The sequence below is a fragment of the Paraburkholderia sp. SIMBA_027 genome (assembly GCF_046535315.1).
Classification (GTDB): Bacteria; Pseudomonadota; Gammaproteobacteria; order Burkholderiales; family Burkholderiaceae; genus Paraburkholderia; species Paraburkholderia tropica.
In genome coordinates, this window is sequence record NZ_JAWRWY010000995.1 from 1 (window position 1) to 258 (window position 258).

Below are 258 nucleotides of genomic sequence, written 5' to 3' on the forward strand. Positions count from 1 at the left end.
GGAAAATATTCACGGCGCGACGCCGAACACGGGCGTTGAGTCCGAACATGATGTTCAATCCGAGCAAGATCTTGCATGGGATGGTGAGCGCTATATCCCGGGGATGTCCACCGAGATTGAACTCGAGCACATGCATCGGTACGTCGTTGCGCGTAAACTGGCCGCTGGCCTGCGTGTACTGGACATCGCGTGCGGAGAGGGCTACGGCTCATATGCCTTGTCCAGTCTTGCGGCGTCAGTCATCGGTGTAGACATCAG

At 57.0% G+C, this 258-nt stretch carries 1 protein-coding gene; it reads left to right on the plus strand.

Annotated features, from left to right (window positions below; translation table 11 throughout):
• Nucleotides 1-7 precede the first annotated feature (7 nt).
• Nucleotides 8-258, plus strand: a 251-nt coding sequence (locus tag SB764_RS42085) for a class I SAM-dependent methyltransferase (protein WP_410867049.1), incomplete at its 3' end; no start/stop codon positions are given.